Annotated in this window: 14 protein-coding genes; 8 read left to right on the top strand and 6 right to left on the bottom strand. The window is 70.3% G+C overall.

Going from position 1 to position 15,126, the window contains the following annotated elements:
• Window positions 1–167 precede the first annotated feature (167 nt).
• Window positions 168–839, top strand: a complete 672-nt coding sequence (locus tag ACGFY9_RS48255) for a lysophospholipid acyltransferase family protein (protein ID WP_393765447.1) — start codon at window positions 168–170, stop codon at window positions 837–839.
• A 67-nt stretch (window positions 840–906) separates the two neighbouring features.
• Here ACGFY9_RS48255 and ACGFY9_RS48250 read toward each other — a convergent pair whose 3' ends face one another.
• The 4 genes from ACGFY9_RS48250 to argH form a co-directional block, all read right to left on the bottom strand.
• Complete coding sequence (locus ACGFY9_RS48250; protein WP_393765445.1) at window positions 907–2,430, bottom strand: MFS transporter; 1,524 nt, start codon at window positions 2,428–2,430, stop codon at window positions 907–909.
• Window positions 2,427–2,978, bottom strand: coding sequence for a TetR/AcrR family transcriptional regulator (locus tag ACGFY9_RS48245; protein ID WP_393765443.1), 552 nt, complete (start codon window positions 2,976–2,978; stop codon window positions 2,427–2,429). Before ACGFY9_RS48245 ends, ACGFY9_RS48250 begins: the two co-directional genes overlap by 4 nt.
• 82 nt (window positions 2,979–3,060) lie before the next feature.
• Window positions 3,061–4,032, bottom strand: a complete 972-nt coding sequence (locus tag ACGFY9_RS48240; protein WP_393765441.1) for an aldo/keto reductase — start codon at window positions 4,030–4,032, stop codon at window positions 3,061–3,063.
• A gap of 150 nt (window positions 4,033–4,182) precedes the next feature.
• Window positions 4,183–5,610, bottom strand: coding sequence for an argininosuccinate lyase (argH, locus tag ACGFY9_RS48235; protein WP_393765439.1), 1,428 nt, complete (start codon window positions 5,608–5,610; stop codon window positions 4,183–4,185).
• Between the two features lie 217 nt (window positions 5,611–5,827).
• Between argH and ACGFY9_RS48230 the strand changes: the two genes are divergently transcribed.
• Together ACGFY9_RS48230 and ACGFY9_RS48225 are read left to right on the top strand one after the other, a co-directional pair.
• On the top strand, window positions 5,828–6,703 hold the full coding sequence (locus ACGFY9_RS48230; protein ID WP_393765437.1) for a hypothetical protein: 876 nt from the start codon (window positions 5,828–5,830) through the stop codon (window positions 6,701–6,703).
• A gap of 132 nt (window positions 6,704–6,835) precedes the next feature.
• Complete coding sequence (locus tag ACGFY9_RS48225; RefSeq protein WP_393765435.1) at window positions 6,836–7,540, top strand: L,D-transpeptidase; 705 nt, start codon at window positions 6,836–6,838, stop codon at window positions 7,538–7,540.
• 114 nt (window positions 7,541–7,654) lie between these two features.
• Here the strand turns inward: ACGFY9_RS48225 and ACGFY9_RS48220 are convergent, their stop codons facing one another.
• Both ACGFY9_RS48220 and ACGFY9_RS48215 read right to left on the bottom strand, forming a co-directional pair.
• A complete protein-coding gene (locus ACGFY9_RS48220; protein ID WP_393765433.1) occupies window positions 7,655–9,160 on the bottom strand; it encodes a sensor histidine kinase in 1,506 nt (501 codons plus the stop codon).
• Window positions 9,160–9,897 (bottom strand): response regulator transcription factor, encoded by a 738-nt coding sequence (locus ACGFY9_RS48215; protein WP_393765479.1) that lies wholly within the window; start codon window positions 9,895–9,897, stop codon window positions 9,160–9,162. Before ACGFY9_RS48215 ends, ACGFY9_RS48220 begins: the two co-directional genes overlap by 1 nt.
• A gap of 151 nt (window positions 9,898–10,048) precedes the next feature.
• Here ACGFY9_RS48215 and ACGFY9_RS48210 point away from each other — a divergent pair, with 151 nt between their 5' ends.
• The 5 genes from ACGFY9_RS48210 to ACGFY9_RS48190 all read left to right on the top strand — a co-directional run bounded on the left by ACGFY9_RS48210 (window position 10,049) and on the right by ACGFY9_RS48190 (window position 14,945).
• Window positions 10,049–11,401 (top strand): ferric reductase-like transmembrane domain-containing protein, encoded by a 1,353-nt coding sequence (locus ACGFY9_RS48210; RefSeq protein WP_393765431.1) that lies wholly within the window; start codon window positions 10,049–10,051, stop codon window positions 11,399–11,401.
• Between the two features lie 7 nt (window positions 11,402–11,408).
• On the top strand, window positions 11,409–11,882 hold the full coding sequence (locus tag ACGFY9_RS48205; protein WP_393765429.1) for an FMN-binding protein: 474 nt from the start codon (window positions 11,409–11,411) through the stop codon (window positions 11,880–11,882).
• 76 nt (window positions 11,883–11,958) lie between these two features.
• The gene (locus ACGFY9_RS48200) at window positions 11,959–13,341 is read left to right on the top strand and encodes a ferric reductase-like transmembrane domain-containing protein (RefSeq protein WP_393765427.1); all 1,383 of its coding nucleotides are present in this window, start codon (window positions 11,959–11,961) and stop codon (window positions 13,339–13,341) included.
• A gap of 19 nt (window positions 13,342–13,360) precedes the next feature.
• Window positions 13,361–14,149, top strand: coding sequence for an FMN-binding protein (locus ACGFY9_RS48195; protein ID WP_393765425.1), 789 nt, complete (start codon window positions 13,361–13,363; stop codon window positions 14,147–14,149).
• On the top strand, window positions 14,142–14,945 hold the full coding sequence (locus ACGFY9_RS48190) for an FAD:protein FMN transferase (RefSeq protein ID WP_393765423.1): 804 nt from the start codon (window positions 14,142–14,144) through the stop codon (window positions 14,943–14,945). Before ACGFY9_RS48195 ends, ACGFY9_RS48190 begins: the two co-directional genes overlap by 8 nt.
• Window positions 14,946–15,126: the final 181 nt, after the last annotated feature.

The raw sequence follows: 15,126 nt of genomic DNA, 5'->3' as shown, positions 1-15,126 counted from the left end.
CAACATGGCGGCCCGGTTACGGGACGGCTCTGGCGCGGCACCGCAGGTAAACGTGCGTCAACACTGCGTAAGACCTCGGTGAACCCGATGTGCATTACCCCGGGCGCCGCGAGTATCGTCCTCACCTGCACAGATTTATATCGAACCCCTTGACACCGGAGGGCCCGTTGTCCCGCTTCGCGCTCATCAAGGCACTGCTCGGACCGATCATGCGCCTGATGTTCCGCCCCCGGGTGGAGGGAATCGAGCACATCCCGGGAGACGGTCCGGTGATCCTGGCCGGCAACCACCTCACGTTCATCGACTCGATGATCCTTCCGTTGGTCTGCGACCGGCAGGTGCTGTTCATCGGCAAGGACGAGTACGTCACCGGCAAGGGGTTCAAGGGCCGCCTCATGGCCTGGTTCTTCACCGGCGTCGGCATGATTCCGGTGGACCGGGACGGGGCGAACGGCGGGGTCGCCGCGCTGATGACCGGCCGCCGCGTCCTGGAGGAGGGCAAGGTCTTCGGGATCTACCCCGAGGGGACACGGTCGCCTGACGGCCGTCTGTACCGGGGGCGGACCGGGATTGCTCGGCTCACGATGATGACGGGCGCGCCTGTTGTGCCGTTCGCGATGATCGGGACGGACAAGTTGCAGCCGGGGGGTGCGGGTTTCCCCCGGCCGGGGAAGGTCACTGTTCGGTTCGGTGAGGCGATGGAGTTCTCTCGGTACGAGGGGATGGACCGGGATCGGTATGTGCTGCGGGCTGTGACCGACTCTGTGATGACTGAGGTCATGCGGTTGTCGGGGCAGGAGTACGTGGATATGTACGCGACTAAAGCGAAAGCCGCGTAGGCCTCCGGCGGTTGGCCGTTTTCGGCTGCGGGTCCGTTGTGGCTGGTCGCGCAGTTCCCCGCGCCCCTTACGGGGCGCTTTCCAACCGTTGGCCTTGCAGCATGAACCATGCTGCAACTGCCGTTGCCAGTAGGACTGTTGCGCCTACCGCCGATGCCACGCTCAGGCCGTTGACGAAAGCTTCTCTCGCCGAAGTCAGCATTTCCTGGGACACCTGAGTCGGCATGTCTGCCGCTGCCTCCACCGCGCCGCCCAGTGACTCGTGCGCGCCGCTCGGAGTGCCCGCCGGAGCCGCGAAGTCCCGGTACACACCCGTCACGATCGAGCCCAGTACGGCGATGCCCAGGGCCGCGCCCAACTCATACGCCGTTTCCGAGACCGCCGATGCCGCTCCCGCCTGTTCCTTCGGTACGGAGGAGAGGATGACGTCGGCGGTCACCGTGAACGAGAAACCCGCGCCGACACCCACCACCAGCAACGCGGCACCCAGGAGCGGGTAAGCGGTCGACTGGTCCAGGGTCGTCAGGACGGCCAGTGCCAGGCCTACCGCTGCCAGGCCGCCGGCGACCACCGCTCGGACGGAGAAGCGGCGGGCCACCCTTCCCGCGATCAGGCCTGCCGCCACCGCGCCTACCGCGGCGGGGATTTCGGCCAGGCCGGCCTCGAACGGGCCTCGCCGTTGGACGAGTTGCAGGTACTGGGAGAGGAAGAACACCAGGCCGGACAGGCCGAGGATGGTCAGCAGGTCGGCCAGGACCGCCGCACTGAAGCCGCGGTTGCGGAACAGGCGCATGTCCAACAGGGGTGCGGGTAGCGTGAGTTGGCGGCGTACGAACCAGTACAGGGCCGCCGCGCCCAGGGCGCCCACCGCGAGCGAGGGCAGCTCGAAGCCGTGGGTCGCCGCCTCCTTGACGGCGTAGACCACTCCGATCACACCGACCAGGGACAGCGTGACGCTGATCAGGTCCCACGGGCCCGGGTCGGGGTTCTTGGATTCCGGGAGCGTCTTGATGCCCACCAGGACCAGGACCGCCATCACGGGCAGGTTGATGAGGAAGACCGAGCCCCACCAGAAGTGTTCGAGGAGGAAGCCGCCCGCCACCGGGCCGACTGCCGTACCGGCGGAGGCTGTTGCGCCCCAGATGCCGACGGCGAGGCTGCGTTCGCGCGGGTCGTGGAAGAGGTTGCGGATCAGGGCGAGGGTGGCGGGCATCAGGGTCGCGCCCGCGACGCCGAGGAGCGCCCGCGCCAGGATCATCAACTCCGGTGTCGTGGCATAGGCGTTGAGGACCGATATCGCGCCGAACGCGGTGGCGCCGATCAGCAGGATCTTCTTACGGCCGATGCGGTCGCCGAGGCTGCCCATCGACACGAGCAGGCCCGCGATGACGAAGGAGTAGACGTCGCCGATCCAGAGGAGTTGGGTGCCGGACGGCTTCAAGTCCTCGCTGATGTAAGGGGTTGCGAGGCCCAGGACCGTCGCGTCCACGGCCACCAGCAGCACGGCGAGCACGAGGACGGAGAGCGCGAGCCAACGGCCCGGGCGCTTCTCCGTCTCCGTCGCGATCGCCGGCTGCAGGGTGCTGGTCATGATTCCTCTCTCCGTAGTGCTCCGCCGAGCAACAGCTCGACGATCATGTGCGTGAAGTCGTTGGCGGCGACCCGGCCCTCCTGGACCGCCCAGGCGCCGGAGGCCAGCAGGCCGTACAGCGCCTCGGTGAGCCAGGCCGGGGTGAGGTCGATACGGAACTCGCCGCTGGACTGGCCGCGCCGGAAGAGGGTCGCGATCCGCTGGTCGATCCTGTTCCAGCCCGCGTTCTGCTGCTCGCCCTCGAAGAGCTGGTTCTCGCTGTAGAGGAACGCGAGCAGTCCGGCCGCGGGCTCGATCGCCCGTACCAGCCGCCGTACAGCGTCGGCGGCCGGACCCTCGTCCAGCCGGGCCGCGTCCAGCGCGGACTCGCACTCGGCGATGCCCAGCGCCTCCAGCGCCCGCACGAGCGCGTCGCGCCCGGCGAACTGGCGGTGCAGCGTGGCCCGGCTGATCCCGGCCGCCTTGGCGACCTCGTCCATGGTGGACGTGGATTTCCGGGTGAGCAGCGCGGCCGCGCTGCGGAGTACGTGGTCACGGTCGACAGCCATGAGACAACAGTAGCCCACGTGAGACACATTTGTCTCACCATGGGCATACGTGACCCATGGCTCGGGTCGGATCAGGTGATCGTCAGTGCCAGGGCAGCGAGCCCCGCCGCGCCCAGTACGTGTGCGGGTCCTCGGCCAGCGCGTCGAGGCGGGCGAGCTGGTCGTCGTTCAGGTCCACGACAGCCGCGTGCAGGTTGGAGGCGAGCTGTCCCACGGTCGCCGCGCCGGAGAGGACCACGCCTGCCCAGGGTTCGCGCAGGATCAGGGCCAGGGCGACCGCGTCCGTACCGAGTGACGTCTCTTCGGCTACGGCCTTCAGGGCGTCCGGCGCGTACGGCTCCGCCAGCCTTCCGTTGGCCATGCCCTCCTTGACGATCACCGTGAGGCCGGCGTCGTGCGCCTCGGCGAGGGCGGGGCCCGCGGAGGTCTCCAGGGCGTTGTACGTCGACTGGACAGTACGGAAGAGGGGCTCGCCGTCCACCGTCACGGTGAGCGCGGCGCGGATGGCGTCGGCCTGGGCGGGGCCGCTGGTGGAGAAGCCGACGGTGACGCCCGTCGCCGCCAACTCGGCCAGTTTCGCGTGGAGTTGCTTGTCGGTGAGGGCCGGACTGTCCGGGGTCACCGAGTGGATCTGGTAGAGGTCCAGACGGTCGCCGAGCAGGTCGGCGGTTTCGCCGCGCTGACGGTCGTAGGTCTGGACGCTGTGGTCCTTGACCTCGTGCTTCTCGGCGTCCGTGGTCCAGTCGGCGGTGTAGGTGTAGCCCCATTTACTGCCGACCACGATGTCGTCCAGGTCGGGGTGGGCCTTCAGCCAGTCGGCGAGGAACTCCTCGGAGCGGCCGTAGGAGCGGGCCGCGTCGAAGTAGCGGACGCCCTGCGCGTATGCGGCGTCCAGGAGTTCGTGGCTTCGGGTGCGGAGTGCTTCTACGGTGCGGTGCTCTCCGAGGTCTTCTTCGCGGCCGAGGTTGATGTAGCCGGGGCGGCCTACTGCGGCGAGGCCCAGTCCGAGGTGGCTGGTGGGGGTTGTTGCTGTTGCCAGTCGGGCGAAGGGCATCGCGGGCTCCGGTTGGTCGGCTGTGGTGCGGCTCTCGACCAACGTAACCTGCGATGACCTTCGCTTCAGAGCTCGGGGCTTGGGGTGCGTTTGGCGGGTGCGCGTGCGTTGTGGTTGCTCGCGCAGTTCCCCGCGCCCCTAAAAAACCACTTAGCTCTTCGCCGTTGCCCAGGCGTGCTGGGTCGCCAAGTCCCGCTTCACCTCTGCCAGTTGGATGGCCACCGCGCTCGGGGCCGTGCCGCCCCGGCCGTTGCGGGAGGCCAGGGCGCCCGGCACGTTCAGGACTGTCCGCACCTCCGGGGTGAGGTGGGGGGAGATCTTCGCGAACTGTTCGTCGGTGAGGCCGTCGAGTTCGATGCCCTCGGACTCCGCCACCTTCACGCACTCGCCGGCGACCTCGTGGGCCACCCGGAAGGGAACGCCCTGCTTGACCAGCCACTCGGCGATGTCCGTGGCCAGGGAGAAGCCGGCCGGGGCCAGTTCTTCCATGCGGTCGCGGTGGATGGTGAGGGTGGCCATCATGCCGGTGAACGCCGGGAGCAGGACCTCCAGTTGGTCGATGGAGTCGAAGACCGGCTCCTTGTCCTCCTGGAGATCGCGGTTGTAGGCGAGGGGGAGGGCCTTGAGCGTGGCCATCAAGCCCGTCAGGTTGCCGATCAGGCGGCCCGACTTGCCGCGTGCCAGCTCCGCGATGTCCGGGTTCTTCTTCTGCGGCATGATCGACGAACCCGTGGAGAACGCGTCGTGCAGGGTCACGAAGGAGAACTCCTTCGTGTTCCAGATGATGATCTCCTCGGCGATCCGGGAGAGGTTCACCCCGATCATCGCCGTGATGAAGGCGAACTCGGCGACGAAGTCGCGGGAGGCCGTGCCGTCGATCGAGTTGGCGACCGAGCCGTGCTCGAAGCCGAGGTCCTTCGCCACCGCCTCCGGGTCCAGGCCGAGGGAGGAACCCGCGAGCGCTCCCGAGCCGTACGGCGAGACGGCCGTCCGCTCGTCCCACTGGCGCAGGCGTTCCGCGTCCCGGGACAGGGACTGGACGTGCGCGAGGACGTGGTGGGCGAACAGTACCGGCTGGGCGTGCTGGAGGTGGGTGCGGCCGGGCATCGCGACGTCCGGGTGGGCCTCCGCGAGGCCGACCAGCGCGTCCTGGAGGTCGGCGATCAGGCCGCCGATCGAACGGGCGTGGTCGCGCAGGCACATCCGGAAGAGGGTGGCCACCTGGTCGTTGCGGGAGCGGCCGGCGCGCAGCTTGCCGCCGAGGTCGGGGCCGAGGATCGTCAACAGGCCGCGTTCCAGGGCCGTATGGACGTCCTCGTCGGCGATCGTGCCCACGAAGGAGCCGTCGGCGACGTCCGCTTCGAGCTGGTCGAGGCCGGCGAGCATCCGGGTCAGCTCGTCGTCCGTGAGGAGGTTCGCCTTGTGCAGCACGCGCGCGTGGGCGCGGGAACCGGCGATGTCGTAGGGCGCGAGCCGCCAGTCGAAGTGGACGGACGCGGACAGCTTCGCCAGGGCCTCGGCGGGACCGTCGGCGAAACGACCGCCCCAGAGCCGTACGTCACCGCTGTTGCTGCTCACTTGCGCTGCTCCTCAAAGGCTGTGGATGGGGGTCGTCGTTCTGTGGTGCCCCTGCATTGTCTCGCATGCATGATTATGCAGAGCAATGCATGATTCGTCAATTTGAAAGAACCTTGAACATCAGCAACCGCTTTCCCGTACCTCTCGCCGAACGCAGGCGCCGCGTTTCCCCCACGAGTCACCCCCTGTTCACCCCTGACCCGAGTGAGGCATTCGCATGTCCAGGGCTCTCCCCAAGTACAACAAGCGTCGCGTCGTGTTCATCGGCGGTGCCGCCGCCGTGGTGCTGTCCGGCGCGGTCATCGCCGGGTCCGCTCTCGCCGGGACGCCGGACAAGGGCAGCACAGCGCAGAGCGCCCGGACGCTGGCCGACCCGGGGACGATCTCCTGCCCCGACGTGAAGTCGCAGCTGCCCGCTGTTCCGGCCTCCGCTCAGGCCGAGGTCGATCGCAACCTCGCCCTTCTCGACACCCAGATCGCCGAGGCCAACAAGCGACTCGTCGACACCGTCGGACAGGGCGGCGCCAACTTCGTCCAGAACGCGATCCTCGGCCCGCTGAAGGACAAGCGGGTCTCCACCATCGACCGGATCGCCATTTCCATCGGGCGTCAGGGCACCAAGCCGACGGGTCTGGACTCGCTGGCCACCTGCACCCTCAACACCGGTGGGACCGACGTCGGCGGGACCGGGACGGGCGGGACCGACACCGGCACGGATACCGGTGCGACCGACACCGCGACCCCCAGCGCCACGGCGTCCGCCACCGACGCGGCCGGCGGGACGGACACCACCACGGCGGTCGGGGCCATCTCCTGCCCCGACGTGAAGTCGCAGCTCCCTGCCGTTCCGGCCTCCGCTCAGGCCGAGGTCGACCGGAACCTCGCCCTTCTCGACACCCAGATCGCCGAGGCCAACAAGCGACTCGTCGACACCGTCGGACAGGGCGGCGCCAACTTCGTCCAGAACGCGATCCTCGGCCCGCTGAAGGACAAGCGCGTGTCCACCATCGACCGGATCGCCATCGCCATCGGCCGTCAGGGCACCAAGCCCTCCGGTCTCGACTCCCTGGCCGCCTGCACGCTCACCAAGTGACGTGACAGGCAGCCGTGGCCGCCCCGATGAACGCCGGCCGGGGCGGCCACGGTGACCCCAGGGCCGGCCGCGTCTTCCCTGTTCGGCCCAACTGAGCTGCCGTCACCTCGTCCGCGCTCTACCGTCTGAGCCATGCGTCCCGGTGTGCTCGCCCTTGCGTCCGCGTCCCTTCTTCTGCTGCTCGGTGCCGCGCCCGCGCGTGCGGTGGAGCCTCCGGCACCCTCGTCGCTCGCCGACACCGGGGGTGGGAGTCAGCTGATCCTGGCGGAGGCGCCGCGCGCCAACTCCACTGCCGGGACGTTGAGTTGGTGGGAGCGGCGGGGTGGGGTGTGGGTGAAGGTCGGTGCTGCTGCCGCTCGGTTCGGGGCGAAGGGGCTGGTTGAGGGTGGGTCACGTAAGCAGGGGTCTTACACGACTCCCACGGGGTTGTACGACCTGCCGTATGCCTTCGGGATCAAGGCCGCGCCTGGTGGGACCAAGGCCAAGTACCGGCGGGTGAGCGGGAGTTCGTGGTGGTGTGAGGACACTCGGTCTCGGGTCTACAACCGGTGGAGTGAGCCCCTGGCGAGTGATTGTCGGGCGTCCGAGTCCGAGCGGTTGATCTCTTATCCGACGCAGTACGCGTACGGGTTCGTTGTCGGGTTCAACTACGCCAAGCCCGTGAAGGGGCGGGGGGCCGGGATCTTTTTGCATGTCAACGGGCGTGGGGCTACCGCCGGTTGTGTGTCTGTGGCGGGGGATGCGATGCGGAGGATTTTGCGGTGGGCTGATCCTTTGCGTGAGCCGCATATCGCGATTGGGACCGTGGGCGGGGCTACGGCTATTACTCGGTACTGAGTTGCGGGAGCGCCGTTGGGGGTTTCGGACGTGTGGCGAGTGCGCGCCGGATGGGGCTGAGCGCGCCCACGCGGCGGAGCCGCACATCGACACAGCCCCGCGCCCCTTGGGGGGTCAGGCCGCCGGAAGCCACACCGTGAACGTTGTTGAGCCCGGGCGGCTTTCCAGGGTCACGCTTCCCCCATGTGCCTCCGCCACCGCCGCCACGATCGACAAGCCCAGCCCCGCTCCTCCTCCCCCGCCCTCCGTTCGTCTGCGGTCTGCGCGGGTGAAGCGTTCGAAGACTCCCGGCTGGACCTCTGTCGGGACGCCGGGGCCGTTGTCGTGGACCACCAGACGGGTCGCCCCGCCGTCGGTTTCCGTCTCCACCGTCACCGTCACCTTCGTACCGACAGGTGTGTGCAAACGTGCGTTGGCCAACAGGTTGGCCAGCACCTGTTGGAGGCGGTGGGCGTCGCCCGTGACCGTGACCGGTTCCTCGGGGAGTTCCAGGGTCCAGCGGTGGTCGGGGCCGGCGGCGCGGGCGTCGGCGACGGCGTCGAGGACCAGGCGGGTGAGGTCGACCGGGCGGCGTTCGAGGGGGCGGCCGGCGTCGAGGCGGGCGAGGAGGAGCATCTCGTCGACCATGACGCCCATGCGGGCGGACTCGGCCGCGATGCGTTCCAGTGCCCGGGTGACCTTGGGCGGGACGGGGTCCGGGTGGAGGAGGGCGAGTTCGGCGTGGCCCCGGATCGACGCCACCGGTGTGCGCAGTTCATGGCTGGCGTCGGCCGCGAAGCTGCGCAGCCGTTCCTCGCTGGCGTGCCGGTGGGTGAGCGCGTCCTCGACATGGCCGAGCATGCGGTTGAAGGCACCGGCGACCCGGCCCACCTCGCTGCGCGGGTCGGACTCCGGCGCCCGGGGCGGCAGGGTCACCTCACCGCTGGCCAGCGGGAGTTCGCTGACCCGGGTGGCCGTGGCGGCGACCCGGCTGAGCGGTCGTAGCGACCAGCGCACCCAGAGTGCGCCCGCGAAGCCGGTGACCAGGAGAGCGGCGCCGAAGACGATGGCGGCGACCGCCTCCAGCCGGTGGACGGCGGCCTCCACCGACTCCAGCGGGAGCCCGGTGATCATCACGTCGCCGTCCCGGCCCGCGGAGGCGAGAACCCGGTACCTGTCGAGGGACGAGAGGTAGATGGTGTGGGCCCGGCCGTCGACCCGGACCGCGGCGAGTGCCCGCCGGTCCCGCGCGGTCAGGGCGACCTTCAGGTCCGTCGTGGCGTCGTCCTTGTCGGCGGGCACGACCGCCGCGTTGGTGACGGCGCCGTCGACGAGGCGGGCGCCGAACGTGCCCGGTGCCTGCCGGCGGGTGTCGCCGCGTTCCCGGTCGTCGGCGTCGTGGTCGGTCAGCGTCTGGCCCTTGTGCTCCAGGCTGGCCGGGAACTGGGTGCCGACCTCGGTCAGCTGCTGGTCCAGCCGACTGGTGAGGAAGCCGTTCAGCTCGATCACCGCGGCCACTCCGACGGCCGCGCAGCTGACCGCGAGCAGCACCACCAGGCCCGCCGTGAGGCGCGCCCGCAGGGTGTGCGGCCGGGGCATTCGCCCCAGCCGGCGCCCGACGGCCCGCAGTCCCCGGCCCATCACACGACCGGCTTGAGCACGTACCCGGCCCCGCGCACGGTGTGGATCATGGGCGCGCGGCCCGCGTCCACCTTCTTGCGCAGGTACGAGATGTACAGCTCGACGACATGGGCCTGGCCACCGAAGTCGTAGGACCAGACGCGGTCGAGGATCTGGGCCTTGCTAAGGACGCGACGCGGGTTGCGCATGAGGAAGCGGAGGAGTTCGAACTCGGTCGGGGAGAGTTCGACGAGGTCTCCCGCGCGGGTGACCTCGCGGGCCTCCTCGTCCATGACCAGGTCCCCGACGGTCATCCGGGGGCCCTCCTCCTGCTGGCGGGCCATGCCGGCGCGGCGCAGCAGTCCGCGCAGCCGGGCGACGACCTCCTCCAGGCTGAAGGGTTTGGTGACGTAGTCGTCGCCGCCCGCGGTGATGCCGGCGATGCGGTCCTCGACCGTGTCCCGGGCGGTGAGGAAGAGCACGCAGACGTCGGGCTTGACCTCGTGCAGGGAGCGCAGCACGGCGAAGCCGTCGGTGTCCGGGAGCATCACGTCGAGGACGACGGCGTCGGGCCGCAGCTCGCGCGCGCCGACGAGCGCGGAGGCGCCGTCACCGGCCGCGCGGACCTCCCAGCCCTCGTAGCGCAGGGCGCCGGACAGCACCTCGGCGAGGTCGGGGTCGTCGTCGACGACGAGGACGCGCACGGGGGTGCCGTCGGGGCGGGTGAGGGCCGGTCGGCCGGAGCGGGTCGTGTTCATGGCGTTTACCAGCATCTCTCCTCGCGGCGCCCTCGGCCGCCGTGAGCGGCTCTGAGTTTCCTCTGAGAAAGCTGAGAAAGGCGCCCGCTCAGAGATCCCTCAGAGGTTCGACCCCCACAGTTGTGTGCAGGACGGGTGAAAGGACACACACATGACCACCGTGTACGAACGGCGGACGGCACCGCCTGTGGCGCCGGCTCCCCGGCGTTCGCCGGCGGGCGCGGTGCTCGGGCTGCTGTGGGCGGGAGCGGCGGCCACGGTCGCCCTCTGGTGGGCGGACACCGGCTCGGTCGTCGGGGCCGCGGGCTGGCTGACCGGGGTCGGGCGGATGGCCGGCCTGCTGTGCGGGTACGCCTGTGCGGTGCTCGTCGGACTGATGGCGCGGGTGCCGCTGCTGGAGCGGCGGGTCGGCTCGGACCGGGTGGCCCGCTGGCACGCGATGGCCGGCCGCTACACGATCTGCCTGCTGGTCGTGCACGTCGTGTTCATCCTGCTCGGCTACGCGGCCCAGGACCGTGCCTCGATCGTGCACGAGACGGTCACCGTGATCCTGGACTACCCGGACATGCTGAAGGCGACGTTCGGGGCGGTCATCCTGTTCGCGGTCGGCATCACCTCTGCCCGCGCCGCGCGCCGCAGGCTGAGTTACGAGTTCTGGTACTACGTCCATCTCCTCACGTACGTCGCCGTGTTCCTGACCTTCTTCCATCAGATCAGCCTGGGCAACGAGTTCAACGGCCACGGCGGAGCCACGGCCGCCTGGTACGGCCTGTACCTCGGGGTCGCGGCCCTCGTCCTCTGGTACCGGATCCTCGCCCCGGTGCGGCTCAACCTGCGGCACCGGCTGCGGGTCGAGTCGGTGCACCGGGAGGCGCCCGGTGTCTACTCCGTGGTCGTACGCGGGCGGCACGTCGACGAACTCGGCGCGGAGGCAGGGCAGTTCTTCCGCTGGCGGTTCTTCGGCGAGGGGATGGGCTGGACGTCGACGCCGTACTCGCTGTCGGCGCCGCCCCGCCGGGACCTGCTGCGGATCACGGTCAAGGCGCTCGGCGACCACAGTGCCGCCATAGCCCTGCTGCGGCCGGGGGCGCGGGTGTGGGCGGAGGGGCCGTACGGCTCGCTGACCGCCGAACGGCGCACCTCGCAGCGGTCGTTGCTGATCGCGGCCGGGGTCGGGATCACCCCGCTGCGGGCGCTGTTCGAGACGCTGCCCGGCGAGGTCACGCTGCTGTACCGGGCGCGTACGGCCCAGGACCTGGCGCTGGGCGCCGAGTTGGAGGCGATCGCGCAGTGGCGCGGGGCGAAGGTGCTGTACGCGCTCAACGGGCCGCAGGGGCAACGGCCTTCGCTCGGCGCGGCGGCGCTGCGTGAGGCCGTGCCCGATCTCGCCGGGCACGACGTGTACATCTGCGGTCCGCACGCCTTCGCCCAGGACCTGTACGGGGCACTGCGCACCGCCGGTGTGCCGGACCGCCGTATCCACCACGAGTCGTTCGAGCTGTGAGGCCGTCGTGCATCCGTTGAAGAAGAACCGTCCGCTGCGCCGGATCGTGCTGGCGAGCGCGGTCACCGCGTCCGGTCTGGTGATGCTGCTGGCGCTGAAGCCGCACACCGCGCCCGAGATAGCGGCGTCGCCCGCGACCGCGCCGTCGAGCAGTTCCTCCGGTTCCGCCACCGGTTCCGGTTCCGGCGGTTCGACCGCCACCGGCACCAAGACCGTCACCGGTGAGACCGCGCAGACCCGTTGGGGTCCCGTGCAGGTGAAAATCACCCTGAAGAACGGCAGGATCACCGACGTCACCGCGGTCCAGTCGCCGTCGGACAATCCGCGCGACCAGGAGATCAACTCCTATGCCCTGCCGGAGTTGCGTCGCGAGGTGCTGGCCGCGCAGAGCGCGAGCATCGACACGGTGTCGGGGGCCACCTACACAAGTGACGGTTACCGCCAGTCACTCCAGTCCGCACTGGACTCCGCGGGACTCTGAACGCACAGGCGCAACGGCACGTACTTCAGGGCCAAGGGACCAGCCCACCCCCCCTTGCCCCGTCCACGGAGGAACCGTGACCACCACGCTCGCAGGCGGACGTGCCGCCCGCCGACAGACGATGCGCCGCATCCGCCCGCGCCGCTCCCCAGCGACCCTGCTGTTGCTCGCCGTCTGGGCGGGCGCGGTCGGGGTGCTGTGGCTGTGGTGGCACAACACGCCGTCCATCGCCGACCAGAACGGCAAGATTCTCAACGCGGGCCGTATCACTGGCCTGTTGGCCGGTTATCTGATGGCACTCGTCGTGCTGCAGATGGCCCGGGTGCCCGCCCTGGAACGCCGGGTCGGCTCCGACCGGGTCGCCCGCTGGCACGCGATGAGCGGCCGCTACACGCTCTGCCTGGTCTTCGCGCACGTCTTCCTCATCATGTGGGGCTACGCCCTCCAGGCGGGCAAGACGCTGAGCGACATCGTCCAGCAGACCATCGACTCCGTGAACCAGCTGCCCGACATGGGCAAGGCCGCGATCGGCACGGGCCTGTTCCTGCTCATCGGCCTCTCGTCGATCGGCGGCATCCGCCGCAGGCTGCCGTACGACATGTGGTACCACGTGCATCTGCTGACGTACGCGGCGGTGTTCTTCACCTTCTGGCACCAGATCACCACCGGCAACGACTTCGCGCTGACGCCGGTCGCCAAGACCGTCTGGTACGGGCTCTACGGCACGGTCACCGCGCTGGTGGTCTGGTACCGGATCCTCACCCCGATCCGCCTCAACATGCGGCACCGGATGCGGGTCGAGGCGGTCATCGAGGAGACACCGGGCATCGTGTCCGTGCTGATCAGCGGGCGCAAGCTGCACCGGATCGGCGCGGAGGCGGGGCAGTTCTTCCGCTGGCGGTTCCTGGCGCCGGGCATGCGGTTCAGCTCGCACCCCTACTCGCTGTCGGCGGCGCCCCGCCCGAACATGCTGCGGATCACGGTCAAGGCGATCGGCGACCACAGCGCCCGGCTGCGCGAACTGCGGCCCGGCACCAAGGTGTGGGCCGAGGGCCCGTACGGCGCGCTGACCTCGCAGCGGCGCACCCGCGGCAAGGTGCTGCTGGTCGCGGGCGGCGTCGGCATCACGCCGATGCGGGCGCTGTTCGAGACGCTGCCGGGAGCCGCCGGTGACATCACCCTGCTCTACCGGGCCAACACCACCCAGGACCTGGCGCTGTGGGACGAGCTGGCGAAGATCGCCGACGAGCGCGGCGCCCGGCTGATGTACGCGGTCAACAGTCCCGGCGGGGAACGCCCCGACATCTCGGCGGAGTCCCTGCGGCGGAAGATCTCCGACATCGACAACCACGACGTCTTCATGTGCGGGCCGCCCGGCTTCGCGCAGTCGGTCTACGAAGCACTGCGCGGCGCGGGGGTCCCCGCCCGCCGTATCCATCACGAGTCGTTCGAGATGTGAGCGACGGGAGTCAGGAGCAATGAAGAAGAGCCACCCCATCCGGCGTGTTCTGCTCGCGAGCGCCGCCACCGTGTCCGGGATCGTTCTGCTGCTCTCCCTGAAGCCGGCGACCGACTCCTCCTCGGCGTCCGCGCAGGGTGCGGGGACCCAGGGAGCCGCCGCCGCGCAGGAGTCGCCGCAGGGCGGTGCCGCGGCGGCCGGGACCTCGACGGTCACGGGCGCCGTCGCCCAGACCCAGTACGGGGTCGTCCAGGTACGCCTGACGGTCGCCAACGGCAAGATCACCAAGGCCGAGGCCGTCCAGGCGCCCAAGGGCGGCACCAGCGACCAGAAGACCGCGTTGTCCGTGCCCAAGCTCAACCAGGAGGTCGTCGCCACGCAGAGCGCGGACATCACGTCCGTGTCCGGGGCGACGTACACCAGCGGCGGCTACAAGCAGTCCCTGCAGTCGGCCATCGACAAGATGAAGGCCGCCGGCGCCAACACGGCCGCCCCGTCCAAGAGTTCGGCCGCCGGGTCGGGTCAGGCAGCCCAGGCCAAGACCGTCACCGGTGATGTCGCGACGACCGAGTACGGGCCCGTCCAGGTCCGGATCACCGTCGCGAACGGCAAGATCACCAAGGCCGAGGCGATCCAGGCGCCCAAGGGCGGCACCAGCGACCAGAAGACCGCGCTGGCGATCCCGAAGCTCAACCAGGAGGCCGTCGCGGCCGGGAGCGCGACCATCGACTCCGTGTCGGGCGCGTCGTACACGAGCGGCGGTTACAAGCAGTCCCTGCAGTCGGCACTGGACAAGGCCGGTGGCTGACACGGTGACCGATCCCGCGGCGGCTCCCGCCGAACTGCGGCACGCCGAGGAGGTCATGGGGACGGTGTTCTCCTTCGACATCCGCGGCGGGGAGCCCGAGGCCGTCCGGGCCGCGCTGGAGCGGGCGATCGCCCAACTGCACCGCGTCAACGAGGTGTTCAGCACCTACCGCGACGACAGCCAGGTCTCCCGGCTGGCCCGCGGCGAGCTGACCCTGGCCGAGTGCGACGCCGAGGTCGCCGAGGTGCTGGAGCTGGGCGCCGAGGCGGAGCGGGTGAGCGCCGGCTGGTTCAGCACCAGGTACGAGGGACAGCTCGACCCGACCGGCATCGTGAAGGGCTGGGCCGCCGAGCGCGCGGCCGAGCTGATCGCGGCGGCGGCCGGCGTGAGCGGGGTCAGCGTCAACGGCGGCGGCGACGTCCAGATGTTCGGCACCCCGGGACCGCACCGGCTCTGGCGGGTCGGCGTCTCCGATCCGCTCCGCCCGGGCGGTCTCGCGGCCGTCATCTCGGCCGCGGGCACCGACGAGCTGGCGGTGGCCACCTCCGGTACGGCGGAGCGCGGGGCGCACATCGTGGACCCGAGCACCGGCAAGTCCGCGGTGACGGACCTGGTCGCCGTCACGGTCGTGGCACCGCGTCTGACCTGGGCCGACTGCTGGGCGACGGCCGCGTTCGCGATGGGTTCGCGGGAGGGCCTGGCCTGGCTGGAATCACTCCCGGACGTGGAAGCGCTGCTCATCACGGCGGGCGACGAGGTGCGCTGCACGGGCGGCCTCGCGGCCAGACTCGGCTGAAGCCCCATGCGAGTCGGGGGGGGGGGGGGGGGGGGGGGGGGGGGGGGCGCCCCGGGGGGGGGGGGGGGGGGGCCCGGGGTCGTGGCGGTACGGCGAGCCCGCCGCTGGTGGGGCCCCACTGTTTGTCACCACGGTTGAACGGGTTGGTGCCGGGTACGCGGCGGGCTGCGCCGTACCGCCA

Origin of the sequence: Streptomyces sp. NPDC048504, assembly GCF_043200035.1 — a bacterium.
Lineage (GTDB): Bacteria > Actinomycetota > Actinomycetes > Streptomycetales > Streptomycetaceae > Streptomyces.
Note: the sequence above shows the minus strand (reverse complement) of the source record. Positions and strands in the feature narration are given on the sequence as shown.

Coding starts and splice junctions, on each gene's coding strand:
- ACGFY9_RS48230 (WP_393765437.1), top strand. CDS start 5,828: ATGTCCAGGGCTCTCCCCAAGTACAACAAGCGTCGCGTCGTGTTCATC.
- ACGFY9_RS48215 (WP_393765479.1), bottom strand. CDS start 9,897: ATGAACACGACCCGCTCCGGCCGACCGGCCCTCACCCGCCCCGACGGC.
- ACGFY9_RS48220 (WP_393765433.1), bottom strand. CDS start 9,160: ATGGGCCGGGGACTGCGGGCCGTCGGGCGCCGGCTGGGGCGAATGCCC.
- ACGFY9_RS48225 (WP_393765435.1), top strand. CDS start 6,836: ATGCGTCCCGGTGTGCTCGCCCTTGCGTCCGCGTCCCTTCTTCTGCTG.
- ACGFY9_RS48250 (WP_393765445.1), bottom strand. CDS start 2,430: ATGACCAGCACCCTGCAGCCGGCGATCGCGACGGAGACGGAGAAGCGC.
- ACGFY9_RS48195 (WP_393765425.1), top strand. CDS start 13,361: ATGAAGAAGAGCCACCCCATCCGGCGTGTTCTGCTCGCGAGCGCCGCC.
- ACGFY9_RS48245 (WP_393765443.1), bottom strand. CDS start 2,978: ATGGCTGTCGACCGTGACCACGTACTCCGCAGCGCGGCCGCGCTGCTC.
- ACGFY9_RS48240 (WP_393765441.1), bottom strand. CDS start 4,032: ATGCCCTTCGCCCGACTGGCAACAGCAACAACCCCCACCAGCCACCTC.
- ACGFY9_RS48210 (WP_393765431.1), top strand. CDS start 10,049: ATGACCACCGTGTACGAACGGCGGACGGCACCGCCTGTGGCGCCGGCT.